Raw genomic sequence first — 22804 nt, 5'->3', positions numbered from 1 at the left:
CTATCTAACCTAATTAGTTTTGGCTCATTTGATTTGAAACCTAAGGATTGTTTTGATGTACAAACAGTAAAACTATTATCAGAAAACTGCATTAAACTGCTTATTTTTTTGCCTTTATCTGCTTCTACTTTATATTCAGTTGTTTGAGAAAAAGTAAATGAGGTTATTAGTATTAGTATTAAGGCTGATTTTTTCATGTTTAAATTTTTAGTAAAAATATCATTTATATAATTAATCTAAACTTGATGATTATAAAATGAATACTCTATATAGTTTATCTAAAACAAATATTAATTTCATATATTTGGGTAGAGTGTGATTAGAAATTGTTAATAAAAACGCAAAATTTCTATAGCATTCTTATTTTTTGTTCAAATATTAATAAAATTAATCTGATAAGCTGATTATGAATGTAAGCGAAACACTTTCCGAAGTAAAAAATTATATAGACGGTAAATTTGAAAGAAATGGTCAAAATTCTATGGATGTTTTAAGTCCTTTAGATGGTAGTAAAATTTCTTCTATTCCATTATCTACAACTCAAGATGTAGATGCTGCTGTACAAGCCGCAAAAAAAGCATTTCCGCAATGGTCAGGAATGACCTTTAAAGAACGTGTTCAAATATTCTTTAGGTATCGAAACCTTTTAGAAAAAAACATGGATGAACTCACTAAATTAGTGCAGTTAGAAAATGGTAAGACCTACGGTGAAGCAAAAGCAGAAGTCGAGAAGAGTATGGAGCTTTGTGAGTTTGCTGTATCAATGCCTCAAATAGTAGTTAATGAGGTCCAAGAAGTAAGTAAAGGTGTAGAATGTAGAATAGAACGAAAACCTCTTGGTGTAGTTGCTTCAATAACACCTTTTAATTTTCCAAACATGGTACCACATTGGACGTTGCCTAATGCTTTAGTGCTTGGAAATACTATGGTAATGAAACCTTCAGAATTGGTGCCACTCAGTACAGTTCGGATGGCTGAGTTGCTAAAAGAGGCTGGTCTCCCTAATGGAGTTTTTAATATTGTTAATGGTGGCAAAGAAGTAGTAGAAGCCATTTGTGATCATCCAAATATTGAAGCCGTATCATTTGTAGGCTCTACTAAAGTAGCGAAGATTGTATATAAAAGAGCAACGTCTAATTTAAAGCGATGTGTCGCATTAGGTGGTGCAAAAAATCATTTAATTGTTTTACCAGATGCTAACTTAGAAATGACAGCATCTAATGTTGTTGCTTCTATGGCTGGTTGTGCTGGTCAACGTTGTATGGCAGCATCAGTAATGGTGGGTGTGGATAAAGTACAACACATTATAGATCGTATGGTTGAAGATGCTAAGGCTATTGTTCCTGGAGATAATTTGGGTTCTGTTATTACTGCTGAATCTAAAGAACGAATTGAAAGGTATATTGATGAAGCTGAAAGAAATGGGGCGAAGATTTTATTAGATGGCAGAAACACAACTGTTCCTGGTAAGGAAGGCGGTTATTATGTTGGGCCAACAATTATAGATCATGTTACTACAGATATGTCTGTTGCTAGAGAAGAAATTTTCGGACCAGTTATTTCTATTATTCGTGCTAAAGATTTAGATGAAGCCATTGAAATTGAAAATGGTTCAAACTATGGAAATGCAGCTGCAGTATTCACGCAAAGTGGAGGCTTGGCCAAACAAGTAATGGAACGTGCAAGTGCCGGAATGATTGGAGTTAATATCGGAGTTCCTGTACCTAGAGAACCTTTTTCATTTGGAGGTTGGAACGAATCAAAATTTGGTGTTGGTGATATTACAGGTCGTAGTTCTATAGAGTTTTGGACTCAAAACAAGAAGACTACTGCCAAGTGGAATCCTGAAGCACAGACCAATTGGATGAGTTAATTAAATAGTTAGGTAAGGTGATTTAACTAATTAAAAATCAATATTTTATATTCAATGAATAATCAACAAATTGTAAAAGATAATTTAGACTATACGCTATTCTCTTGGGCAAAACAAGGTGGTCTTAATCCAATAAACGCATCATATGCTAAAGGTTCATATATTTATGATAGAGATGGGAAAAAATACTTAGATTTTTCTTCTCAACTCATGAATGTAAATATTGGTCATGGTGATCAACGGATTACTGATGCGGTTGCAAAGCAAATGCAAGAAGTCAGTTATGTATATCCTGGAATGGCAACTGATGTTCGTGGAAAATTAGGAAAGAAGATTGCAGAAATCACACCTGGAAACCTATCCAAAACATTTTTTACTTTAGGTGGAGCAGAGGCCATTGAGAACGCTATTAAGTTGTCAAGAATGTATACAGGCCGTCATAAAATTATTACTCATTATAGAGCATATCATGGCGCAACTTATGGCGCTATGACAGCAGGAGGTGATCCTCGACGGTTTCCAGTAGATAGCCAAGCGATGCCAAATGTGGTTCATGTAGAAAATCCTTATGCATATCGCTGTCCATGGAATTCATCATCTATAAAAGAATGTGGTGAACGTGCCTTAGCACATTTAGAACGTGTTGTTCAATTTGAAAATCCCGATAGTGTTGCCGCTATTTTGTTTGAAGGAGAATCTGGTTCTTCAGGATGTTTAAAATATCCTCCAATGTATTTAAAGCGTGTGCGAGAACTATGCGACAAATACGGAATTATGATGATTGATGATGAGGTAATGAGTGGTTTTGGGCGCACAGGGAAAATGTTTGGTATAGATCATCATGATGTAACACCAGATATTATGTGTTTAGCTAAAGGGCTAACCTCTGGTTACTTACCACTTGGTGGAGTTGTGGTAACTGATAAAATAGCAGAGCATTTTAATGATAATCCAATGGTTATTGGGTTAACATATTCAGCACATCCAACCTTATGTGCAGCAGCTTTAGAAAACGTTCGTATTATTCAAGACGAGAATTTAGTAGAACGCGCAGCAGAAATGGGATTATATATTGAAGCTGAAGTAGAAAAATTAAAAGCAAAGCATCCTTCTATTGGTGACTTTAGAAACACAGGGTTGCTAGGATGTATTGAGCTTGTAAAAAATAGAGAAACAAAAGAACCAACAGTGCCTTGGAATGCAAAACCTCATGAAATGGAGGCTACAGGAAGAATGGCTGCTAAAATTAGAGAATTAGGTATGTTTACTTTTGTAAGGTGGAATTGGATTTTTATTGCACCTCCTTTAAATGTGACTAAAGAAGAAGTTGACGAAGGCTTAAAAATCGTTTCACAAGCTATTGCTATTGCTGATGAATACTGTAATTAATATATGAATAAAGATATTGTAGAATTACAAGAAGACGTTTCCGCTTCACCTTTATATAGTGAGGATTTAGCGCCTGTACCTTCAAGTCAAAGGACATGGAGTAAGTGGCATTTAGCAGCGATTTGGGTTGGTATGGCAGTTTGTATTCCTACGTATCTCTTGGCTTCATACATGATTAAAACAGGATTGAATTGGTATGAAGCACTCATTATTATTGGGCTTGCTAATTTAATTATTACCATTCCTATGGTGCTTAATGGTCATGCAGGTGTTAAATATGGTATTCCATTTCCCGTTATTGGTCGTGCAGCATTTGGAACAAAAGGTGTGCATTTAGCTTCAGTCACTAGAGGTATTATTGCTTGTGGTTGGTTTGGAGTGCAAACTTGGATTGGGGGTTTGGCTATTTATGCCATTTTTAATGCAATTACTGGCTCTACAGGAGAATTAGGACTTTCAATTGGGAAATTTGTGAGCTTCGGAATTTTCTGGTTCATTAATATGTATTTTATTTGGAAAGGCACAGAAAGCATTAAATGGCTCGAAACCTATTCAGCACCTATTCTTGTTATTATGGGTATTGCTCTTATTTATTGGAGTTATGCTAAAGCGGAAGGTTTTTCGGTTGTATTAGATCAAAGTGTTCAGCTTGAAAAAACGGCTGCTACAATTACAGAAAAGGATGATAAATTTTATCTCAATCTTAATGTTTTAAAAAGCAAAGAAGGTCAACTAAAAGCTACCGAATATAATATTGTTTCTGATGAAGGTACAAATTGGACTTCTTTTACATCAGAACCAATTCAAATTGAAAACACTGAAAATGTGCAAGTACAATTCAGGAATAAAGATGTCGAGTCAAGCATTGTAAGTGCAAGCCTTATAAATACGGATGGGAATTCAGAAAGTAAACTATGGAGCTATTTATTATGGTTAACAGCTATGGTTGGCTTTTGGGCAACGATGTCCATTAGCATTGCAGATATTACGCGCTATGCTGCCACTCAAAAAGACCAAATCGCTGGTCAATTTATTGGATTACCAGCCACAATGATGTTGTATTCTTTTGTTGGCATATTTGTAACATGTGCAGCGATTATTAACTTTAAAGATATATTGATTGCAGATGATGCTCCATGGGATCCAGTGTCATTAATTGCTAAATTTAAAAACCCTGTCGTAGTTATTGTAGCTCAAATATTTATGATTATTGCGACGCTGAGTACTAATATTGCAGCTAATGTCATTGCGCCATCAAATGCGTTTTCAAATTTATGGCCTAAAAAAATCAGTTTTAAAAAGGGAGGAACTATTACAGGAATTATAGGTATCTTAATTATGCCTTGGTGGCTGTTAAACGAAATTTCAGGGTTTCTGATTTTTGTAAGTGGTTTATTAGGTCCAGTGCTCGGAATTTTAATAGCCGATTATTATTTAGTTAGAAATAAGAAACTAGAATTAGCCGAACTTTATAAAGAGGATGGTATTTACTCATATAACAAAACAGGATTCAACAAAGCAGCAATGATTGCACTATTTATTGGTGTTATTGCAGCTTTAATTGGGTATTGGGTGCCAGTCTTAAGCTTCTTGTATTCCTTATCTTGGTTTACAGGATTTATTATTTCGTTTGTGTTGTATTATTTATTAATGAAGAAAAAGTAAAATGTCTATACTAATTAAAAATGGTCGTGTTGTCACGGCTTCAGAAAGTTATATCGCTGATGTATATACTGAAGGCGAAAAAATAGTTGCTATTGGAAAAGACCTAAATTATCAAGCAGATAAAGTGATCGATGCTACTGGGAAATTAGTGTTTCCAGGGGGAATAGATCCTCATGTGCATTTAGATATGCCTTTTATGGGAACGTATTCTAGTGATGATTATGAAACTGGAACTAGAGCTGCTTTGCATGGTGGAACAACAATGGTTATCGATTTTATATTACAAACTCAAGGAGACACATTGCATAATGCACTAAAAATATGGCAAGATAAATCTCAAAAAGCGATAGGTGATTATTCATACCATATGGCTGTGACCGATTTTAATGATGATGTGGCTAAAGAAGTTGTTCAGATGATTGAAGAGGAAGGTATTTCGTCTTTTAAAACATTTATGGCTTATAAAGGTGCATTAATGATTGATGATGGACAAATGGTCCAACTCATGAAAGTTGTAAAAAAATCTGGAGGTTTAGTGACTGTTCATGCGACTAATGGAGATGTGATAGATTCGCTAATTGCTAAAAATAAAGCGTTAGGAAATATGTCGCCTCTATATCATTATTTATCACAGCCTGAAGTTACCGAATCTGAGGCTTCAGCGCGTTTTGCTGATATGTTGCATTATACAGATTGTCCTGGTTATATTGTTCATATGACTTGCGAAGGAGCTTTAAATGCCGTTAGAAAGGCAACACAACGCAATCAGAAAATATTTGTAGAAACCTGCACGCAGTATTTGGTGCTGGATGCATCACTTTATGAGAATGATTTTGAAGGAGCGAAATGGGTAATGAGTCCACCATTAAGAGAAAAGAAAGATCAGGTAGCACTTTGGTCTGGAATTAATCAAGGGCTTGTTCAAGTAGTTGGAACAGATCATTGTCCGTTTATGTGGGAACAAAAGAAAATGGGCAAAGATGATTTTTCAAAAATACCAAATGGACATCCAGCAATTGAACACCGTATGGAATTGTTGTTTTCTGAAGGTGTCAATAAAGGAAAAATATCACTCACAAAATATGTTGAAGTAAGTTCTACTAATGCTGCAAAGATCTTCGGAATGTATCCTAGAAAAGGAACCATTGCAATAGGAAGCGATGCAGATATCGTGATTTTCGATCCTAAAAAAGAACATACCATTTCTGTAGAAACACATCATATGAATTGTGATTACTCAGGATATGAAGGACATCAGCTTATAGGAAAAACCGAAACTGTAATTTTAAGAGGACAAGTCGCTATAGAAAATGAAGACTGTCTTTTAAAAGCAGGACACGGAGAATTTATTAAAAGAGGAAAAACATCAAAAACTGTAATATAAATGTAATAATTTGTCATTCCGACAGAGAGAGGAACGAACGACGAGGAATCTCATAATTAATTAGAGATTCTTCGCTTTGCTCTGAATGACACAAGCAGATAAACGATTAAACTCATCAACAAATAAACAGTAAAATTATGCCAAGAAAAGTAAAATCAGGATTGATACAAATGAGTCTTCCAATGACGGAAGGAGAAGGAACGATTCAAGAAATTATGGATGCTATGTACGATAAACATATTCCGTATATAGAAGAAGCAGGACGACAAGGCGTTCAAATATTATGTTTGCAAGAGATATTCAATACGCCATATTTCTGTCCAGGACAAGATAAAAAATGGTATGAGTCTGCCGAGTCAGTTCCAGGACCAACTACAGAAAAAATGCAAGTTCTTGCTAAGAAACATAACATGGTGATTATAGTTCCTATTTATGAAAAGGAGTCGCCTGGTGTATTGTATAATACAGCTGCAGTCATTGATGCCGATGGAACCTATTTAGGAAAGTATAGAAAAAATCATATTCCACATACAACTGGATTTTGGGAGAAATTTTTCTTTAAACCAGGAAATATGGGTTATCCAGTTTTTCAAACAAAGTATGCTAAAGTTGGTGTTTACATTTGTTATGATAGACATTTTCCTGATGGAGCAAGAGCATTGGGTTTAAATGGGGCTGAGATTGTTTATAATCCTTCAGCAACAGTTGCAGGATTAAGTGAGTACTTATGGAAATTAGAGCAGCCAGCACATGCGGCAGCCAATGGTTATTTCATGGGTTGTATAAATCGTGTAGGCGAAGAGAAGCCATGGAATTTAGGTAAGTTTTACGGACAATCGTATTTTGTAGATCCACGTGGGCAAATTTTTTCTGAAGCGTCTCGTGATGACGACGAATTATTAGTTGCAGAATTTGATTTAGATTTAATTGAAGAAGTGCGTTCTACTTGGCAGTTTTATAGAGATAGACGACCAGAAACTTATGGTAGGTTAACAGATCTCTAAGGATTTAATTATGAATTAAGAGTTAAGAATTTCCTTAATAATGAAACTCATAACTCATAACTTTTAAACTCATAACTCTCAAATGGCAGAATATAAAAGACCAAAAACGAAAGCGGAATTCGATAAGAATTTCAAGCAGAAAAAACCTTTAATGAATGATACTGAAGCCTATTACGAAGCTTCGCGATGTTTGTTCTGTTATGATGCGCCTTGTATACAAGCATGTCCTACAAGTATTGATATTCCGCTGTTTATAAAGCAGATTCATACCGATAACATAACAGGAGCATCTAAAACTATTTTCGATTCTAACTGGCTCGGAAATGCCTGTGGAGTTGTTTGTCCGACAGGAGTTTTGTGCGAAGGAGCATGCGTGTATAATCATCAAGATGTACAGCCAATTCAAATAGGTAGACTTCAAAATTATGCGACTAATAAAACAATGGATGCTGAAAAAGTCATTTTTAAAGTTGGTGAATCCAACGGAAAAAAAATAGCAATAATTGGAGCAGGACCAGCCGGAATTGCATGTGCCTGTGAAGCTAGAACTTTGGGTTATGACGTTGATATATTCGAAGCAAAAGATAAGCCTTCAGGTTTAACAGTTTATGGTATTGCACCATATAAAATCACAAATGAAGAAGTTTTGAAGGAAGTTGAATATCTTCAAAAACAGCTTGGTTTCAATATTAAATATAAAAATGCTATCAACTCAAAAGAAGAGCTAAAAAGTCTTGAGAGTAATTATGATGCCGTTTTTATTGGAGTTGGCTTAGGAAAAACGAGACATTTAGGTTTAGATGGAGAAGATAAAGAAGGAGTTGTTGGTGCTGTTGAGTTTATTGAAGAATTGCGCATGAAACAATACAAAGTCAATGTCCCAAAGAATGTTGTTGTTCTTGGTGGTGGAAACACAGCTATGGATGCAGCATCAGAAGCGGCAAGAATGGGAGCTCGAAAAACAGTATTGGCTTATAGAAACTCGAAAGAACGAATGGGAGCATACGGGTTTGAATATGATTTGGCGATAAGCGCAGGAGTCGATAGTTTATTTAATGTGACACCAATAGCTATTACAGGAAATGGTAAGGTTGAAGGTGTGAGGTTTGCTAAAACAGAAATGGTTGATGGAAAGCTAAAAACTAACATGAATAACACCTTCATTGTAAGATGTGATATGGTTATTAAAGCAACAGGTCAGGCTAAGCAAGGTCATTTGTATGATCTAATAAATAATTTGGATATAGATAATAAAACAAGAATAAAAATCAATGATGAATTTCAAACGTCAAATCCAAAGTATTTTGCAGGAGGTGATGCAGTTAATGGTGGAGCAGAAGTTGTAAATGCAGCTTATGATGGTAAAATGGCAGCACAAGGAATTCATAACTGGTTAACTAAATAATATATACCTCTCGACTGCGCTCGAGGAGACAAAAAGTAGACTAATGTCTGGTCGAGCGCAGTCGAGACCTATTTAAATATAAAAACATGATCGATTTATCAATAAATTTCGGAGGCATAAAAGCACCAAACCCGTTTTGGTTAGCATCAGCACCACCAACAAATTCAGGATATCAAATAATGAAAGCTTTTGATGCTGGTTGGGGAGGCGCTGTATGGAAAACACTTGGTGTTCCTGTGGTTAATGTGTCTAGTCGTTATGGATCAGTAAATTATAGAAATACCAGAATGATGGGTTTCAATAATATTGAATTAATTACTGATAGACCTTTGGCTGATAACCTTCGAGAAATTGAAGAGGTTAAAAAGTATTTCCCTGATCATGCAGTGATTGCCTCTTTAATGGTAGAAAGTAGAGCAGAATGGGAGCAAATCATAAAAGATGTGCAGAATGCAGGAGCAGACGGGATTGAGCTCAATTTTGGTTGTCCACATGGTATGTGTGAACGTGGAATGGGTTCAGCTGTTGGACAAGAGCCAGAAGTACTTAAAACCATTGTAGAATGGGTTAAGGAAGCTGCAAATATTCCTGTAATTACAAAATTATCACCTAATATTTCTCATATTACAGATCCTGGTTTAGCAGCGGTTCAAGGTGGAACAGATTCAATTTCACTTATAAATACGGTAAAAAGTATTGTCGGCATAGATTTAGATACTTATGCGCCTTATCCAGTTGTAGATGGTAAAGGAAGTAATGGTGGCTATTGTGGACCAGCAGTAAAGCCTATTGCTATGCACATGCTTAAAGATTTAGCACAGCATCCTGAAATTGGAAAAGTACCTTTATCTGGTATTGGAGGTATAGAAACGTGGCGTGATGTTGTAGAGTTTATATTACTTGGAGCAACTTCTGTACAAGTATGTACAGCTGTAATGCATTATGGTTTTGGGATTGTTCGCGAAATGGAAGCAGGTTTGCGTCAGTTTATGGAAGAAAAAAATTATCAAACTATATACGACTTTGCAGGTAAAGCCTTACCAAACGTCACAGAATGGAAACATTTAAACTTGAAGCATAAAGTGGTAGCCGAAATAAACGCAGATAAATGTATAGGCTGTGATTTGTGTTATATTTCATGTGATGATGGAGCGCATCAAGCGATTGCTTTACCAATTGATTTAACAAATAGAATACCAACTATTATTGAAGAGAATTGTGTGGGTTGTAATTTATGTTCTTTAGTATGTCCTGTTGAAGATTGTATTACTATGGTAAAACGAGATGACGGAACAGAAAGTTTAACATGGGATGAACGCACACTTAATGATGATATCCCTACAACTTTTGATGATGACAGAGCAGGAGGTAAAGGTCACTTTGTACCAACACCTCAAGATGCATTGAAGCATAGAAAATAATGCCAATAAAAGAGTCTACCTACAAAGCGCCATTTTGGGCTAGAAAAGGTTTTGTATCAACTGTTTTTTCGGGTTTAGCTCGAAAGATCAATGGTGTAGAACAAGAAAGGGAGCGTATTACATTACCTGACAGCGATTTTTTAGATTTAGATTGGAGCTTTGCTCAAGAAAAATCAAATAAGGTTATTATCCTACTTCATGGATTAGAAGGTCATGCACAACGTCCATATATTACAGGAACTGCAAAATTATTTAATGACAATGGTATTGATGCCATAGGTGTTAATTTTAGAGGTTGTAGTGGAGAACCCAATTTATTATTTCGTAGTTATCATTCTGGTGCAACGGAAGATTTAGATGCCGTTGTTAAGCATGTTTTGACTAAAAATCAATATGATAAAATCTACATAAAAGGCATTAGTCTTGGAGCTAATATGGCTTTAAAATATGTTGGTGAAGGCAATGATTTGCCAAAGGAATTAAAAGCAATTATTGCGGTTTCTAGCCCTTGTGATTTAAAAGGGTCTTGTGATCAATTACTAAGTTTAAAGAACAAACCTTATGCTGTTAGGTTTTTAGGACATTTAAAAGATAAACTAATACCTAAACTCGATCAGTTTCCTAATAATATATCTGTTGCAGATTTTAATAAAATTAAAACATTAATAGATTTTGACAATGTATATACATCCAAGGCACATGGTTTTAGAGATGCTTTAGACTATTATGAGAAAGCGAGTTGCTTACAATTTTTACCAAATATTAAAGTACCTTCCTTAATTATTAATGCGTTAAATGATTCGTTTTTATCTGCTGATTGTTTTCCTGTAAAAGAAGCAAAGCATAATCCAAATCTGTTTCTAGAAATGCCAAAGTATGGTGGACATGTTGGATTTATTGCAAAAGGGAATATTTATTATAATGAGCAACGTGCACTAGACTTTATATTTAACATTTAGCTTACCTATAATTTCCTACTTTTGAGGAAATTATGGATTGCTATGAAATCAAAACTACTTTTTTTACTTTTATTATGTGTTACGATATCTGCTATTGCGCAAGTTGAGTTCACAGAAAATGTTGTTATAGACCAATCATTATATATTAATTCACCTCAAGGTATTTTTTCAACTGATTTAGATGGTGATGGTGATATGGATGTACTAGCGTCCTCTTATTTTGATGACAAATTGGTTTGGTTCGAAAACTTAGATGCTGTAGGTGGTGATTTTACTCAGCATGTTATTTCTACTACTATAGATAATCCCTGGGGAGTTCATGCTGCAGATTTAGATGGTGATGGTGATATGGATGCGCTTTCGACAGCTTTAAATGGTGATCATATCATTTGGTACGAAAATATAGATGGTAATGGTACTTTTGCATTTAAACAGTACATTTCTGCATATGAAGTAAATATTGTAAGTACAGGTGATATGGATGGTGATGGAGATTTGGATGTCATTTGGTCATCTTCACAAGATGGAAAAATAAAATGGTCGAGAAACACGGATGGATTAGGAACCTTTGCAGGAACTTTAAATGTAGAAAATAGTACATCTAGTATTCCGACTTTTCATACAATAGACGTAGATGGTGATGGTGATTTAGATGTTGTTTCAGCTTGGTATTTTCAAGGTGGTTCGCAAGGAGTGTCTTGGTATAGAAATGAAAGCGGTACAGGTAGCTTTAGTAGTAGAATAACAATTGCCATAACTGAAAATGGTGTGTCTTCTGTTTTTGCAGGTGATTTAGATGGAGATGGAGATATGGATGTAGCTGCTGCATTATCTGGAGATGACAAGATAGTCTGGTATGAAAACACCGATGGTCTTGGTATGTTTGGTACAGAACAGATTTTAACAACTACTGCAGATTTTGCCGCACGTGTTCGTATTGCAGATGTCGATGGTGATTTGGATATGGATATTATAGCCACATCTAATGAAGATGACAAAATCACTTGGTTCGAAAACTTAGATGGTGCAGGAAACTTTAGTGGTGAAAACTTTATTGATTCTTTTATAGGCAATTTGCGCGATATTCATATCGCTGACGTTGATAGTGATGGTGATATAGATTTTGTGACAGCAACAGATTATGACGATAATATTAAATGGTATAATAATACGGATGGTCTAGGAAGTTTTTCGCCTTATACAATCACTAAAACTGTTATTGGAGGCAAGATTATTCATGCTGCAGATATAGATGGAGATGGAGATAAGGACGTACTTTCTGCTTCACATTGGGATGATAAAATTGCCTGGTATGAAAACAAAGATGGTCAAGGAAATTTTTATAATACACAAAAAATAATTTCTGAATCCATTAATGGAGCAGGTTCGGTATTGGCAGTAGATGTAGATGGTGATGGCGATAACGATGTTATAGCAACGTCTTCACTAGATTACGACGTGTTGTGGTATGAGAACACTGATGGCTTAGGCACTTTCGGTGATGCTCAAGTCATTGATGATGATTTATATAGTGTGACTAAAGCATTCGCTTCAGATATAGATAATGATGGTGATTTGGATGTCTTTTGTTTGGCAAGCGGAAAGGTTTTTTGGTTCGAAAACACAGATGGACTTGGCTCTTTTAGTACAGCACAACAAATTGATTCTATAGGGAATAATACACATTATTCTATGGATTTTGGTGATTTAGACGGAGATGGTGATTTAGATATTTCCGTGGCTTCAAGTTATAGATTAATCTATTTTTTAAATTTAGATGGTCAAGGTACTTTTGGTGCAAGGCAGCAGATAGATGATTATTTATTTGATGCTCAATCAACTAAAATTGCAGATATAGATGATGATGGTGACAACGATATTGTGTATGTAGGTGATAAAACTGACTCGGATTATGTCGGTTGGTCAGAAAATTTAGATGGAGCTGGCACTTTTAGTGATATTCAATTAATCACAACTATTATTAATAATCCAAAGGATATTAGTGTATTTGATATGGATAATGACGGTGATTTGGATGTCGTATCTGCTGCACAAGGTAATGGCGGAGTAATTGCATGGTATGAAAATACAGATGGACTTGGTGATTTTGAAAACACACAACAAGTTATTTCCACAAGTTTAAATAGCCCATTTGATCTTTTTGTTACAGATATAAACAACGATAATAACTTAGATTTAATATCAGTTTCAAATTTTGGTAATAAAATTCTTTGGTTTAATAATAACGGAGCAGCTTTAAGCAACCAAATTCGTGGCACTGCACGTTTTGATTTATTAGGTGATGGTTGTACTGAAGAAGATGATTTATTAAGTGGAGTAATGGTAGTGGCTACGAATGGGACGTCTTCTCAAGCGGCTTTTACACAAGAAGACGGTGTTTTTAGAATTTATTCTTTAGAAGAAGGGATTGTAAATACACAGATTACAGCACAATTACCTAACTATTATCAAGCTGCACCAGCAACATTTCAATCAGACTTCGCTGGTTTTGGAAACTCTGATAATATAAATTTCTGTATCGAACCTATAGCAGCGATTAATGATTTAAACATTAGTGCTTACTCAATACTTTTTGAGCCTCGACCTGGTTTTGATACGTCGTATCGAATAGTATATAAAAATGTGGGTACAACACAATTAACTGGTTCTGTCACTTTTGAATTTGATGGCTCTAAATTAAATTTTTTAACTGCAAGTGAAGTAGTAAGTTCTCAGACTGCGAATATGTTGACATTTGATTTCACGGATTTAAATCCATTTGATACTAATAGTATAGATATAGACTTTAACGTATTTCCACCACCAATAACAAATATTGATGATGTATTAATTACAACAGTGACAATAAATCCTGTAGTTGGTGATATAACCGAAGAAGACAATTCATTATCATTTGAGCAGACTGTAGTAGGTTCATACGATCCAAACGATATCACAGTTTTAGAAGGAGACGAAATCTTAATAGAAAATGCAGATAAATATTTACATTATTTAATTCGTTTTCAAAATACTGGTACAGCAAGTGCTATTAATGTGAAGGTAGATCATGTACTAGATGATAAACTAGATTGGTCTACTATGCAAATTGAAAGTCTAAGCCACTCTGGTCGTGTTGAAATTACAGACCAAACCGATGTTAGTTTTGTTTTTGATAATATCAACTTACCAGATAGCACTAATGACGAACCTAATTCTCATGGTTTCATAGCCTTTAAAATAAAGCCAAAAACTAATGTGGAAGTTGGCGATGTTTTTAGTGCAATAGCAGATATTTATTTCGATTTTAATCCACCAATTATAACCAACATAGCAAGTACAGAAATTGTTGTGCCATTAAGTGTAGATGATTTTAATATACAGACTATTATACTGTTTCCAAATCCAGCACAGGACAAAATTAGATTGACTTCAAGCCAAATCATTGATTCTGTTTCTATTAGTGATATTAATGGTCGTTTACTGAAGTCCATTTCTATTTCCGATATGGATTATAGCTTGAATGTTTCAAGTTTATCAAAAGGAGTTTATTTCTTAGAAATTCAGTCTAGAGAATCTAAATCGACTAAGAAGTTTATAAAAAACTAAACCATATTGCAGATGAATTAAAAAACCTTTCAAGATTATATTTTGAAAGGTTTTTTTTATGTTAAGACTTTATGATAAAAACATTATGAGGGTTGCAATAGTTCAATGGGTAGGAAGAATATATCATATTTATCGATTAAACGACTAATTCTCATTGTGAACTACGTGTTTTCGGTTTTGTCAATCATTTTAAATATTAGTATATTTCTTACTTTTAATTTTACGATATGAATTATATAAAATTACTAATCTTAGTATGCTTTTCTGTATGTGTAAGCCAATCATCTTTGGCGCAAATAGTGGATATTCCAGATGCTAATTTTAAAACAGCATTATTAAACCATAATCCAACTATTGATACCAATGGCGATAGTGAAGTACAAGTTACGGAAGCTCAAAATTACAATGGTATTTTAAATGTTGCTGCCCTTGAAATTACTGACCTTACAGGTTTAGGGAGTTTTATTTCAATTGTAGAGTTAGTTTGTAATAACAATTCTTTAACCGCAATCGAATTACCAAATAGTGCAGCATTACAAAAAATAAATTGTGCTGCAAACTCCTTGAGCGAATTAGATATAACTCAAAATATTAATCTAGAAGAACTTCAATGTAATGGTAATGGTTTAAGTGGACTTGTTACAAGTTCTAATTCTAATCTTCAGGTTTTAAATGTTGCTGCAAATTCAATTACTGAGTTAGATTTATCATCTAATAGTCAGCTAAAAGAACTACGATTAAATTTTAACCCTATTACTAATTTAGATATAAGTAGTAATATTAGTTTAGAGAGATTCAGCGCAACTTACTGCTATAGTTTGGGTAATATTGATTTTTTTAATAATAATTTACTAGAGCAAATTTCATTATGGCATTCTAACCAAACTACGATTGATGTTTCTAATATGGCCAATTTACAATTGCTATATCTTAGAAACCTTAATCTTACTAGTATAGATGTTTCAAACAATATCAATTTGTTTAATTTATATGTAACAGACAATTCTATATCTCAAATAGATGTTAGTAATAATATTAATTTAGTTTATTTATCAATTGATAATTTGTTTGTAGATACAGTAGATGTGTCTAATAACCCAAATTTGGTGTGGTTAGATTTAAGTGGATATCAATTAACTTCGGTGAATGCCAAAAATGGGAATAACGGCATATTTACAAATTATAGAATAGACAATGCGTCTTCTTTGGGCTCTATTTGTGTAGATGATGTAGACTATGCGAATGCCAATTTTATTAAACCAACAACAAGTTATTTTACCGAAATATGTAGTGCTGATGATTGTGTTGCTGTCGCCTTAAATTATACTCAAGGATTTGAAGCTACTACACAGCCTTTTATAGATGAGTGTTGGAGAAAGTTACCACTTACATCAACAAGTAGTAATTATGTAAAAACCACAAGTACAGCTTATTCAGGGAATAATGGTGTAGGTATGCGAATTTCGGGTGCCAATGAAGCCTTTTTGATTACGCCAGAATTATCAGATTTTGATGAGTCTAAGCGCATATCATTTTGGATGTATTCTGCTGAAATTAATCGGATTAATGTAGGTCCGCTTTCAGACCCAAATGATGTATTGACATTTGAAACATATAGGCAGATTAGCATAAATGATGGAAACGGTTACCAGTGGCGAGAATTTCATATAGATTTCGAAAATTATACAGGTAATTCTAATCATGTGGCTTTTCAACTAATTGGTGGTAATGCTTTTGTCTCTATTGATGATTTTGTGTATGAAACTTCTCCTAATTGCATTGCTCCAATAGATTTAAATACTGTGCCTTACGGTTCTGAAGCATTGTTGGATTGGACCGACTATGGTTCGCCAATAAGTTGGGATATAGAATATGGTATAGAAGGCTTTGTACAAGGAACTGGTACAACGGTTAATACTGTTACAAAACCAACATTAATTTCAAATTTAGATCCAGATACCGATTATCAATTCTATGTTAGAGCTATTTGCGGTGTTGATAATGAAAGTGATTGGTCTAGCGGATACCAGTTTACAACTGTATGTCAGGCAGAACCTGTAGGATACAATTATAATTTTGATGAAGGTTTCCCTTCTCAATATTACGATTGTTGGACGCAATATGGCACTGCATATCTTAACCCTGGAGGTAATAGCCCTTATTCTGAAAAAATGGTGGATTTTAGGGTAAATAATAGTGAAGGCGGAATGGTGGTGACTCCAGAATTAGAAAATTTATCTAATGATAAACGGATTAAATTTTGGGTGTATAATCTAGAAGGACTTTCTGGATTAACAGTCGGAACCGTACAAAACTCATTAGATGAGGAAACTTATACTGAAATACAAGCTTTTGACGCATCGCAATTACCAACAAATCAATGGGTACAGCTCATTGTTAATTTTGATACCTTTTCTAGTAATGATCGCTTTATAGCAATAAAACAGGTCTCTACAGATTATAATGCTAGGCTATATATGGATAGTTTTACATATCAAGAGATTCCTACATGCTTAGAGCCTTCTAATTTCGAAATTACTAACCTTGAGGACACGCAATTAGATTTACAATGGACAGAATTGGCTTCTGCTACGAGTTGGGAAATTGAGTATGGAGAAAGTGAATTTGCAACAGGTAATGGTACTTTAATGACTTTTAATGCAACATCAGGTACTATAAGTAACCTAATTGCAGACACCAATTACGATATTTATTTGCGTTCGGTTTGTTCTTCTGATGATAAGAGTGATTGGATTCCATTGTATAATATCACTACAGCATGTGGACCAATAACAGTAGATTATTCACAAAACTTTGACGTACCACAAATGGCTAATTGTTGGAGTACTATTCCTGCAATACCAACAGGTAATACTAATGCTGAAGAGGTTACAGCATCATCGAGTTATAGGCTTTTCGATTCTGGTTATAGTGCACGTTTTGCTGATTATACTTTTGAGAATGATTTATATCTCATCTCACCAGAATTAAGTGATTTAGGTTCGGGAAACAATAGAATTAAATTTTGGCTTCATCCAAGATATTTAGATGCAAATCTTATTGTTGGTACTATGTCCAATCCAGAGGACGAAACTACATTTACTCCACACACAACAATATTAAGTGCAGATATGACCTACCGTCAATGGAAGCAATTTGTTATAAATTTTGATGATTATACAGGTTCAGATAACTATGTAGCATTTAGAATGCAACTTACAGGAGATGCATCTAATATCTATGAGTTCTTGTATTTAGATCAATTTGAATATTCAGCAATTCCGACTTGCCAATTTCCAACAGCGCTTTCTAATGATTTAATCGTAAATGGAGAGTTAACATTGTCTTGGGAAGAAAATAATGGTGCAACACAATGGGAAATTGAATATGGAGAAGAAGGCTTTTGGCAAAGTCAAGGCACAATAATACAAGCTAATTCAAACCCATTTAATATTGCAGGTTTAGCAATTAATACAACCTACGATTTTTATGTGCGTGCAATTTGCGATAGTGAAAATACTAGCGATTGGTCAGAAAAAACAACAATTGATTTTGGTTGTGGTAATTCGTATAGCCTAGATTATACATACGATTTTAATGCATCAACTTTAGATGATTGCTGGTCGGCTTATGAGTTTCCTTCAAACCAATCATCAACAAGTTTTTCAATGGTTATCGATAATAATTTTGGTGACGATGGTTATTCTGCTTATTTAAGGGATACATCTCAGTATTCGAGTTCTGGAGTATTAATGGTTTCTCCATTATTTACGGATTTATCTAATGATAAAAAGATAGAATTTTATATCAGTAATTATAGTGGTGGATTGGTTGTTGGTACAATGACAAATCCAGACGATTATACAACTTTTGAGGCTCTTGCAACTATAAGTGGAGATGTAAGTGCTAATGCTTGGGAAAAGCGTATCGTTTATTTAGCAGATTATAATGGTACTGATCAATTTATAGCTTTCAAACAAAAGAAAACAAGTTCTAGTCATGGAAATCAAGTTCTTATTGATGATTTTACGTATTTACAATCTGTAATATGTAATATGCCAACCGATTTAACTATTGGTACAGTTTACGATAATAGTGTTGAGATTTTATGGACAGAAAGTGGAGAAGAGAACGAGTGGGAAATTGAATATGAGCAAGTTGGTGTTTTTAATTCTGACATAACAGTACCATTAACAACAAATAATTTTGTTTTAGAGAACTTATTAGAAGGTACTGAGTATAGTATAAAAGTTAGAGCAAAATGCGACGAGGATTCGTTATACTCGGATTGGACAGAAGAGATAACATTCTTTACAGGCTGTCTTCCCGTTGAAGCTAATTATTTTGAGTCTTTTGAATTTGAAAATGCAATAAGTCCATGTTGGACTAAAATAGTAGAGACAGAAAATACGATTACTAATATTTATGCTGTTGAGCAATTTGGTGTAAACTATAATGGTGTAGACAGGTCCGTATATCCTGTGACTGGTAATCAGTTTATTCGATTTGCCAATAATTTCGATAATTCTACAGACTCATCTGATAACTTAATATTGGTGTCTAGAGAACTTTTAGACATAGATAATGAAAAGAGAATAAGAATTCATTTGATTTCCAGACAGGGTACTACAAGTCTGCTTTATAACAGATCTAACTTGCATATCGGTACAATGTCTGACCCAAATGATAGTAGTACCTTTAATTTGGTGCAAACAATTACACCAGACGAGATGAATGAGTTTAAAAGCTATGAAAGGGGTGTAGTTGATTGGAAAGAGCATACAATATATTTTAATAACTATTCGGGTAATGACAGTTATATAGCTATTAAACATGGTGACGAATTTGTTGGAAGTGAGTTTTTTGTAGATGATTTTAAGTTTGAAGTGATACCAGACTGTACTGAGCCTTTGTATCCTATTGTGCTAGATGAACGCTATGATGCTGTTGATATTTCTTGGGAATCTTACGAGAATTCAAATTCCACATCATGGGAAATTGAATATGGTTTTACGGACTTTGAAATAGGAACAGGCACAACAATTACAGTAGACAATAGTTCGTTTTTTACACTTCAAAATTTATTAGAAGATACAGCTTATGATTTTTATATCAGAGCAAATTGTGGAACATCTTTTAGTGATTGGTCTGTAAAGCAAACGTTTACTACTAAATGTCAAGGCTTTGAAGTTGGTTATGTTGAGAGTTTTGAAAATCACCCAGTAGGTTTCTTAGAACACTGTTGGACAGGTTTAATGCCACAGGTTAATTCTTCTTATTGGGATGAAATAGAACAAATAGGAGTTATTGATAATAGCCTAAATTATACACCAGATGCATTAACAGGAGATAAATTAATTTGGTTCTTAAACGAAACTAATCATTCTTTAGGCGATAATGTTTCTGAGCAGACTATTTTAGTGTCGCCAAGACTAATTGATTTAGATAATTATAAGAAATTCTCATTTTGGATGCATCCTGTATCTAGCGCTTATGCTAGTCCAACAGAAATCATTGTTGGTACAATGTCAGATCCAGACGATTATACAACCTTTACGCCATATTATACAATTTCTGGAGCTTCTGAGTTTGAAGATGAGTGGACTAAGTATGAAATCGATTTGTCTAATTTCTATCTAGAAGATGAATATATAGGTATAAGACAAGTAGCTATTAATGAGCGTCAATTGATTCTTTTTGATGATTTTGAATACACAGAAAGTGGATGCGTAACGCCAACTAATTTAGAAGCAGCACAAAGTGGTGCTAATGAAATTACATTAGCATGGCAAGATAATAATACAGAGCAAGCTCCTGAGAGTTGGGAAGTAGCATATGGACCAGTTGGATTTAGTGAAGGTGGAGGTACAATAATACAAGCCGATACAAATCCTTTTACAATTGATGGACTTAGTTCATTTAGCGACTACGAATATCGTGTAAGAGCCTATTGTAATGTAGGTGACGACTATAGTAACTGGAGTGTGCCATATGCATTTACAATAACATGTGAAAAACAAGCTCCTTTTTATGAAAATTTCGATCAATATGATGCGTCTTATCAGTATAATGTAAGCCAGTCAATACCTAATTTTTGTTGGACACGAAATAATAATCAAGTCTCAGGTATAACAAATACAGAAAATTTGGTAGTAAGTCCGAGTTCATCTCCGAATGTTGCTTTTATCAATTTTTACGGGTCTGAACAAACACCTGTACCAGGTGTAATGGTATCTCCATATTTATCTGATTTCGACGCTAATAAAATTCTAAAAATTTGGATTAGAAACGAAACAACAGGTTCTACATATAATAAATCTGGTGTTGTTATAGGACTAATGTCTAATCCAATGGACATGGATACTTTTGTGCCATATACTACAATTGAAGCCGAAGAGATTCCGCGATTTGGAAAAGAATTTTTAATCGATTTTTCTTCATATACAGGTAATTCACATCACATAGCTATACTACATAATCAGGTTAATGATTATTCTTTAGTGATGTTCGATGATATAGAATACAAAGAAAACCCAACTTGTCTTGAGCCTATTAATGTGGACTTTGTTTCGGTTTCCGATACTAATGTGATGATCTCTTGGGAAAATTATAGTACGAGTTCAACATTTGACATAGAATATGGTGCTCAAGGATTTACATTGGGTAATGGGACTATAGTGCAAGCCAATGAAGATATAATTACGGTTGGTGGCTTAAACCCAGAAACGTCTTATGAATTTTATGTAAGAACTAATTGTGGAGGATTAGACGTTAGTGCATGGGTTGGACCAATTGAAGCAGTTACGTCTTGTGACATTGTGAGTTTACCTTGGGTTGAGAATTTTAATACCATGAGTAACTATGGCTCAAATATTTTACCAGAATGCTGGCAAGGAGATGATGTTTGGGTTTCTAGTAATACCAATTTAAGTGCTTATCAAGTAGGAGATGGAGATACACATTATTTATATGCAACTTATGATGATTTTGATATAGAAGCTTATTTAATCTCTCCAATGTTTAGTTTAGAAGCTGGTACTACCTATACGTTGTCTTTTAAAATTAGGAAAGAAGCAGGTGATTACAGTTCGCAAAGTGTTAAGATATGGACAGGACGAGGCAATACAACAGATGCTTTAGATAATTACATTAATTATTTTGGTGGCTTTGATTTTGGGTTTTATAATTATCATCCTGTTGAAACTACTTTTACACCTGTGATTTCAGGTGATTATTCTTTTTTGTTTGACTTTAGTTTTTCAGCACCAGTACATACCATTTCTATTGACTCGTTCAGTTTAAATGGAGATAATGATACGCCAATTGTGGTTACAACAGATACTACAACAGGTTTTGATTTTAATGGAACTTTACCTCAAAATATAATTTTAGAAGAAACCGAGAATACTCAATGTTCAGTATTTAGTGATGAAGGCGAAAATGTACTACGAATGTCTGGAGGTTCAAATGCTGCAACGTGGTTTGAGACAGGAAATAATGATCTTAATTGGATAGAGAATGAAAATAATATATCTAAAGTAAATTTTGAAGTTGATGCTACTAATGTGTCACAGCTATTTATGAATTTCGATTTAAAACAAACCTTCGTAAATATTGAGACAGAATCTTTATTTAGAGTGGTTGTTAATGGAGATATATTACAAACTTTTATAGCAGATAATACTAATGTGTATGAAAATATAGAAATAGATTTATCGCCTTATACAGGCGATGCTATTAGAGTGTCGTTGCAACACCTTGGACGTTTTGGAGGTAATGATTCGTCTCTGAGAGATAGAGCTTTCTTAGATAATCTTAGTTTTAATCAAGAGAGTTCACTTGGCTTAGACGAAAATAGCTTTTCTGAATTCCAGTTTCATCCAAATCCAGTTAAGGATTTTTTAACTTTGAGAAATTCATCAGCAATAGAAAGTGTTAGTGTATTAGATGTAATGGGAAGAACTTTAAAAACATTTAAACCTAATAGAGAAAATGTAGCTATCGATATGTCTGACTTGCCATCTGCAATGTTTTTTGTAGAAGTACATATTGGGAATGCAGTAAAAAGAATTAAGGTTTTAAAAGAATAGAAATTATT

11 protein-coding genes are annotated in these 22804 nt (G+C 34.2%); 10 read left to right on the top strand and 1 reads right to left on the bottom strand.

The window, feature by feature from the left end:
• Window positions 1-197 (bottom strand): hypothetical protein (locus tag QZZ53_RS06840; protein ID WP_296382903.1); only part of this gene is annotated, 197 nt, incomplete at its 3' end.
• A gap of 209 nt (window positions 198-406) precedes the next feature.
• Between QZZ53_RS06840 and QZZ53_RS06835 the strand changes: the two genes are divergently transcribed.
• The 10 genes from QZZ53_RS06835 (at window position 407) to QZZ53_RS06790 (ending at window position 22796) form a co-directional block, all read left to right on the top strand.
• Window positions 407-1873, top strand: coding sequence for a CoA-acylating methylmalonate-semialdehyde dehydrogenase (locus QZZ53_RS06835; RefSeq protein ID WP_296382902.1), 1467 nt, complete (start codon window positions 407-409; stop codon window positions 1871-1873).
• A 54-nt stretch (window positions 1874-1927) separates the two neighbouring features.
• On the top strand, window positions 1928-3262 hold the full coding sequence (locus QZZ53_RS06830; RefSeq protein WP_296382900.1) for an aminotransferase class III-fold pyridoxal phosphate-dependent enzyme: 1335 nt from the start codon (window positions 1928-1930) through the stop codon (window positions 3260-3262).
• Window positions 3263-3265: 3 nt separating this feature from the next.
• Window positions 3266-4927 (top strand): NCS1 family nucleobase:cation symporter-1, encoded by a 1662-nt coding sequence (locus tag QZZ53_RS06825; protein WP_296382898.1) that lies wholly within the window; start codon window positions 3266-3268, stop codon window positions 4925-4927.
• Between the two features lies 1 nt (window position 4928).
• Window positions 4929-6311, top strand: coding sequence for a dihydropyrimidinase (gene hydA / locus QZZ53_RS06820; protein WP_296382896.1), 1383 nt, complete (start codon window positions 4929-4931; stop codon window positions 6309-6311).
• 137 nt (window positions 6312-6448) lie between these two features.
• Window positions 6449-7315 (top strand): nitrilase-related carbon-nitrogen hydrolase, encoded by an 867-nt coding sequence (locus QZZ53_RS06815; protein ID WP_296382894.1) that lies wholly within the window; start codon window positions 6449-6451, stop codon window positions 7313-7315.
• An 82-nt stretch (window positions 7316-7397) separates the two neighbouring features.
• Window positions 7398-8720: an FAD-dependent oxidoreductase gene (locus QZZ53_RS06810; protein ID WP_296382892.1), complete on the top strand. Its 1323-nt coding sequence runs from the start codon at window positions 7398-7400 to the stop codon at window positions 8718-8720.
• Between the two features lie 86 nt (window positions 8721-8806).
• Window positions 8807-10141, top strand: a complete 1335-nt coding sequence (preA, locus tag QZZ53_RS06805; RefSeq protein WP_296382890.1) for an NAD-dependent dihydropyrimidine dehydrogenase subunit PreA — start codon at window positions 8807-8809, stop codon at window positions 10139-10141.
• On the top strand, window positions 10141-11100 hold the full coding sequence (locus QZZ53_RS06800) for an alpha/beta fold hydrolase (protein ID WP_296382886.1): 960 nt from the start codon (window positions 10141-10143) through the stop codon (window positions 11098-11100). Before preA ends, QZZ53_RS06800 begins: the two co-directional genes overlap by 1 nt.
• 42 nt (window positions 11101-11142) lie before the next feature.
• Window positions 11143-14706: a T9SS type A sorting domain-containing protein gene (locus QZZ53_RS06795; protein WP_296382883.1), complete on the top strand. Its 3564-nt coding sequence runs from the start codon at window positions 11143-11145 to the stop codon at window positions 14704-14706.
• Between the two features lie 227 nt (window positions 14707-14933).
• On the top strand, window positions 14934-22796 hold the full coding sequence (locus tag QZZ53_RS06790; RefSeq protein WP_296382881.1) for a fibronectin type III domain-containing protein: 7863 nt from the start codon (window positions 14934-14936) through the stop codon (window positions 22794-22796).
• Window positions 22797-22804 lie beyond the last annotated feature (8 nt).

It is taken from the genome of Winogradskyella sp., assembly GCF_016744625.1.
Taxonomy (GTDB): Bacteria; Bacteroidota; Bacteroidia; order Flavobacteriales; family Flavobacteriaceae; genus Winogradskyella.
The sequence above is the reverse complement of the archived record's forward strand: the minus strand, read 5'-3'. Positions and strand labels throughout refer to the sequence as shown.